4 protein-coding genes, 1 tRNA gene and 1 pseudogene are annotated in these 5,933 nt (G+C 31.8%); all 6 read left to right on the top strand.

Annotation, left to right across the window (positions count from 1 at the left end):
* A pseudogene (locus ABS911_RS13855) lies at window positions 1-384 on the top strand (glycosyltransferase family 2 protein); the annotation flags it as partial.
* Window positions 385-420: 36 nt separating this feature from the next.
* Window positions 421-493, top strand: a tRNA-Arg gene (locus ABS911_RS13850).
* A gap of 37 nt (window positions 494-530) precedes the next feature.
* A complete protein-coding gene (locus ABS911_RS13845; RefSeq protein WP_350468041.1) occupies window positions 531-1,898 on the top strand; it encodes an MATE family efflux transporter in 1,368 nt (455 codons plus the stop codon).
* A 44-nt stretch (window positions 1,899-1,942) separates the two neighbouring features.
* Window positions 1,943-4,585, top strand: a complete 2,643-nt coding sequence (locus ABS911_RS13840) for a YfhO family protein (RefSeq protein ID WP_350468040.1) — start codon at window positions 1,943-1,945, stop codon at window positions 4,583-4,585.
* 7 nt (window positions 4,586-4,592) lie between these two features.
* Window positions 4,593-5,543 carry a glycosyltransferase family 2 protein gene (locus ABS911_RS13835; protein WP_350468039.1) on the top strand — a complete coding sequence of 317 codons (951 nt, stop codon included), beginning with the start codon at window positions 4,593-4,595 and terminating at the stop codon, window positions 5,541-5,543.
* Between the two features lie 2 nt (window positions 5,544-5,545).
* Window positions 5,546-5,933: GtrA family protein (locus ABS911_RS13830; RefSeq protein ID WP_350468038.1), on the top strand; the 388-nt coding region annotated here is incomplete at its 3' end.

The following is a 5,933-nucleotide window of genomic DNA, read 5'->3' as shown; positions in this document are numbered from 1 at the left end:
GATGAAACAGGTAAAGTGTTGAAAGAAAAAGCCAATGTACCCATTTCCTTAGATTATACTGGTTTATTGAAAAATACGGCTATTGCTTGTTCAACAGTGATGATTGATCGAAACATCATTGGTGATTTCCGGATGCCTCTTGTACGAAAAGGACAAGATACAGCAACTTGGTTGCAGATCATGAGGGAAACGGGCATTTCAGCCTTTGGTATTACGCAACCTTTAAATTCTTATCGCCAAGTTGCAGGGTCAATTTCTAGTGATAGACTAGGTGCCTTAAAACGTACGTGGAATACCTATTATAATTTAGAAAAATTACCACTACCAAAAGCAAGTTATTATTTCGCTTCCTATGTTGTCAATGCGATTTTAAGAAGATTATAATGATGAATGTAAGGGGCCTAGCCCCTTACACTATCTGGTCTCGTAGCTCAGGGGATAGAGCACTCGTTTCCTAAACGAGGTGTCGGAAGTTCGAATCTTCTCGGGACCGTTAACAAAATTAAAGCAAAAATATTGTGAGGATAAAAATGAAGACTTTAAAGAACATTTTAAACGTTGCAATGTCTAATATTGTCGGTTTCGGGACCAGCTTTATCGTTGGTTTTATCTTGCCGGGGATTTTGACTGTTGCGCAATACGGGTCTTATAGGCAATATACCTTGTACCTGAGTTTTACCTACCTTTTCCATTTAGGATTTGCAGATGGGATTTATATTAAGTATGGTGGTAAGGAATTAAATGAGTTAGACCACAATGTTATCAGAGATGAACATAATTTTGCGAATTTTTTCCAGTTCATCATGTTCATAGGAATGTTCCTAATATCTCTTATTACAAAAGATCCGGTACTGATTCTTTTCTCGATCGTTACCTTCTTTTCAAATGTAACGACTTACCAATCAAATTTTTTACAAGCAGTTGGTCAATTTAATACATTTACCGTAGCATCTATGTTCCGGTCAGTATCATATATCGCACTGTTATTAATCGGAATTTTTATTTTTAAATCGGAAGACTACGTATTCTATATCATATTAAACGTATTGTCTTATGTGTTAATGTACATCTATTATGAATTCCGATTTGTTAAGCAATTAGGTTTTAATCCCGTCTTCACTGTCAAAGATAAATTTGAAATTTTTAGAGTTGGATTCTTAATTTTATTAGCCAATATGTCATTGACATTCGTTGGTAATATTGGTTCTTGGATTGCAAACTGGGGATTCCCAATTGAAGAATTCGCCCAATATTCTTTCCAAAACTCAGTGTTAAATGTCATTATCCTAATTGTGAATGCTGTCGCTTTAGTATTCTACAATTTAATTTCAAAAACAGACTCTCCTCGAGTAGCCAATATCATTAAACAATTGACATTGTTACTTGGTATTTTTGGTGGATTAGGATTCTTTGTATTTAAGTGGATTATCGAATTCTTCCTTCCAAACTATGTGGCATCAATCGAGTTATTATCCATTACCTTTGTATCGATTCCATATATTATGATTTCAAAAATCGTTGTGGCCAATCTATACAAGGCTAAACGAAGTGAACGAAAATATATCCGCGACTCAATTTTATATGCGGTATTGGCCTTTGCTTTTGTAGGAATCATATTCTTTATCACTAAATCATTATCTGGTATAGCATGGGCCACAACCTTATGTTATTTCTTATGGTATCTGTATGCTTCACGGCATGAATTTAAGGCTATGAAAGGTGATGCCAATGAGTGGTTGTTGATCATAAGTCATGTACTAGTATTTTACTTTACGGCGAATGTATTAAATACTTACATTGGATTCTTTGCATATGCCATTTTCTTAGCTATTATTTTGGTTATGAAGCGAGTAGAATTACAAGATATTTTCCAACAAATTGTAAAGATGGAAGATTAGAAAAGATATTTTCGTAGTTTATTATTGGGGGAGAAAAGGAATATATGAAATTTAAAAAAATAAATAAGCAGATAATTTTTAAAGAATTTTTTGTGATTTTATTATTGATAAGTGCATCAATTTTGATGCATTTTTTCTTTATTAACAATCAATGGGACAATAATTTATTGATGGCTGGACCGAGTGATCAGACGCAACAAATGTTAGTTTTCAAAGATTTCTTATATAAAGAATTTACGAATGGTAATTTTTTCTACAGTTTTAACTACAGTGGAGGCGGAAATTTTCTAACCAAATTAAGTTATTATTATACAACGTCTATATTTTATTATATGACGGTATTGGTAACCTGGATATTAGAAAAATGTCAGATAATTAGTACCCCAGATATTGTATACTGGGGAGAAATCTCCTTATTTCTTTCGGTTATCAAATCTAGCTTAATTGCATATTTCGCAAGTATAGTCATTTCGAAGTTTAAAGTACGCAGGGCCGTGTCTATCTTTGCAGCTACATTCTATGCATTTGCTCCTATTTATTTCAGACATGCTGTTCTATGGGAATTTTTTACAGATGCCATGTTATGGTTGCCGATTATCTTGTTAGGAGTAGAATGTATCTTTGAAGGAAAAAAGGGTTGGTTATTTAGTTTAGGTGTAGCTTTGACCTTATTTAATAACGGATACTTTGCCTTTGCAAATTTATTGTTAAGTGGTTGCTATGTTATTATGCGATTGTTCTTAACATTAAATAAAGATGAAATAGCCTGGGATAAAAAATTAATGAAAATAATAATATATGGGATACTTGGATTAGGTATTTCATCTATAGGTTTTATGGTATTTGTTAAAGGATTTCTCGATAATAGTAGAAGTAGCGTAGATGTAATCGCACCACTTTGGGATAAAGAGAATTTTTCAATTGAAAGGCTATTAATTTTAGACCCCATACAAGTTGTTTCTTTTATATATTTACTCGTAATATTTAATTTTAAAAATTATCAATCAAAAATATTTCAATTTTTTAGTTGTTTCACGACAATATTAATTATCATTCGTTATAGCCCTAAAGTGGCTAGTATTTTCAACGGATTAAGTGCACCACAATATCGGTGGCACTACATAACTTATTTATTTATTGCTATTACAATTGGCATAGGTATTGAACAAATATTGAAACATAAATCTCTAAAATCAAGTATCCTCGCTTCGGGTCTTACACTATTGATTTATTACAGTACTTTAAAATCTATGGATAATAGTTATGACATTAATAAAAAATATTTTATGGTACTTATAGGTATTGCGATGTTATTCTATGTAATTCTTAGTTATACTAAACAAACTAGGATTCAGTACGGAGCTTTGATGGCGATATTCCTTTTAACAGTACCATTCATTAATCAATTTAATACGCGGTTATTTGAGCAGTATAGTCTGAAAACTGTTTCAAAAGACTATCTATATGAAACTTTTGAAAATCCAAACACGAATATATCACAAGCTATTAACTTTATTGAGAACGATGCTAATGGTTTTTATCGTATAGAATATGTAGGCATGGCTAATTTGGGCATAGCATATGAGCAAAGTACCTTTAATAATTACTCAAGCTTTCAAAATAAATATGAACAGGATTTCATAGAATTTTTTGGTTTAACTAATATTAAGGATAACAGTGTATCAATTGATGGCCTAGGTGCTAGACAGATAACAAATAGTTTATTTCAAATTGATTACGTTATTGCTAAAGACAATGAACAATACATTGTACCCGCTGGATATGAGAAAGTGAAAAGTTTCGGTGAATTATCCGTTTATAAAAATAATTATCCTCTTGCTTTTATACATCCAGTAAAAAATCAATATCAAATAACTAATAATGCATCCTTTGACTTCAAGGATTTACAATTAATTGATGGAGTATATACTACTTCTAGTAAAAATCAGCCGCTATCCATAGATCTAGAAAATGACCTAAATTTTAGTATAGAAAAGAATAATTTCTATCACGATAATTATATTTCAAAATCGGATGAAGGTATTGAATTAGTTGCTAACGTCGATGCGAGTCAAAATTATGACGAGCTTATAATTGATTATACGTTAAAAGCTGATACAGATTATTATACTGGTAACTATAACTATTCAATAAATGGTGCAGAACTTCAAATGAGCTCACCAAATGATAAATATGCTCTGCAACAATTTCATCACCAAGTCTCTATCCCATATAATGATCAAATTGCATTTGCTTTTGCTGGTGGTAGCGGCTACGATTTTGAAATCAATCATATTTATGGACTATCATATGATCAGTTGGAAGCAAGAAGCAATGAAGATAAAAAATTAGATTACAATTTGGAACTAGCACAAGATAAATTAGAGATTAACTTTGATAACAGTGATGGTTATACCTATTTAGTATTACCAATATTCTATGAAGACGGTTGGCAATTAGAGATCAATAATGAAAAAATCACAATAGAAAATGTTAACAATGGTATGATAGGATTTAAAATACCAAAAGGTCAATTAAATATCAAAATGAAGTTTGTACAACCATATTTATATAGTTCAATAGTTGTGAGTCTAGTGTCTCTATTGATCTTAATTTTGCTAGATGGTAAAAAATCCAGTAAGTTGTTTAAAATTACTAGTCAAAAGGACAATAAAAAGGAGGAATGAGAGAAATATGTTATCAGTCATTGTACCGTGTTTTAATGAAGAAGAATCTATTCATCTTTTCTACAAAGAAATGGAAAAGGTAAAGCAATTGATGGATCAAGATATTGAATATATTTTTGTGAATGATGGTTCATCAGATAATTCTTTAAATGAAATGAGAAAGCTAGCCAAAGAGAATGATCAAGTGCGCTATATTTCGCTTTCAAGAAATTTCGGTAAAGAAGCAGGGCTTTATGCAGGTTTAAAACAAGCAAAAGGGGACTTTGTTACCTTAATGGATGTAGACTTGCAAGATCCACCTGAATTACTGCCAGTAATGCTTGATAAATTATACCAAGATCCCACGCTTGATTGTGTTGGGACGAGAAGAGTAGACCGTGAAGGGGAGCCGCCTATCCGTAGCTTCTTTGCTAAACAATTCTATGCACTCATGAATAAAATTAGCGATACTGAATTTGTAGATGGCGCACGTGATTATCGGTTAATGACCAGACAAATGGTGAATGCTATTCTTGAATTGACAGAATACAATCGGTTTTCAAAAGGGTTATTTTCATGGATTGGATTTAACACTATCTATCTAGAATTTGAAAATAGAGAAAGAGTTGCTGGTAATACTACTTGGTCTTTCTGGAGCTTGTTTAAATATTCAGTTGAAGGAATTATCAATTTTTCTGAAATACCTTTATCAATTGCTTCTTATTCAGGAGCCTTGATGTTTGTGATTTCTATTATTGCAGGATTGATCATTATACTACGCGCTTTAATATTCGGAGATCCAACTGCGGGGTGGCCTTCTCTAGTAGTGATTATCTTGTTTATTGGTGGTATTCAGTTACTTTGTCTCGGGATCATTGGTAAATATATTAGTAAAATTTTCTTAGAGACTAAAAATAGACCCATATTTATTATTAAAGAAACCGAAGCAGATTTGAAGGATGAGTTGAACGAGGTTTAATAATGGCATTTATAGATAAGTTGCAGAAAAAGTTATTTAATCAAGAATTTGTTATCTATGTAGTTTTTGGCGTATTAACAACATTAGTCAATATAGTGTCATTCTTTTTGATGAGACAAGTATCAAGCCTTTTTGTTTCTAATACAGTGGCCTGGATATTATCTATTAGTTTTGCTTATATTACCAATAAGATTTGGGTGTTTAAAGCAAGAGAATGGTCAGTACGTATAATTCTTAAAGAATTCGCCAGTTTTATCACTTTCCGCTTATTATCTTTTTTTATCGATATGTTGTTAATGTTTTTATTAACCTACCTAAATAGTGGAGAAGGTTGGGCGAAACTTGTAACACAAATTGTGGTAGTGTTGTTGAACTATATTTTTAGTAAAG

It is taken from the genome of Carnobacterium sp. (assembly GCF_040274425.1).
This window is presented reverse-complemented; position numbering and strand designations above follow the sequence as displayed.

Coding starts and splice junctions, on each gene's coding strand:
- ABS911_RS13845 (WP_350468041.1), top strand. CDS start 531: ATGAAGACTTTAAAGAACATTTTAAACGTTGCAATGTCTAATATTGTC.
- ABS911_RS13840 (WP_350468040.1), top strand. CDS start 1,943: ATGAAATTTAAAAAAATAAATAAGCAGATAATTTTTAAAGAATTTTTT.
- ABS911_RS13835 (WP_350468039.1), top strand. CDS start 4,593: ATGTTATCAGTCATTGTACCGTGTTTTAATGAAGAAGAATCTATTCAT.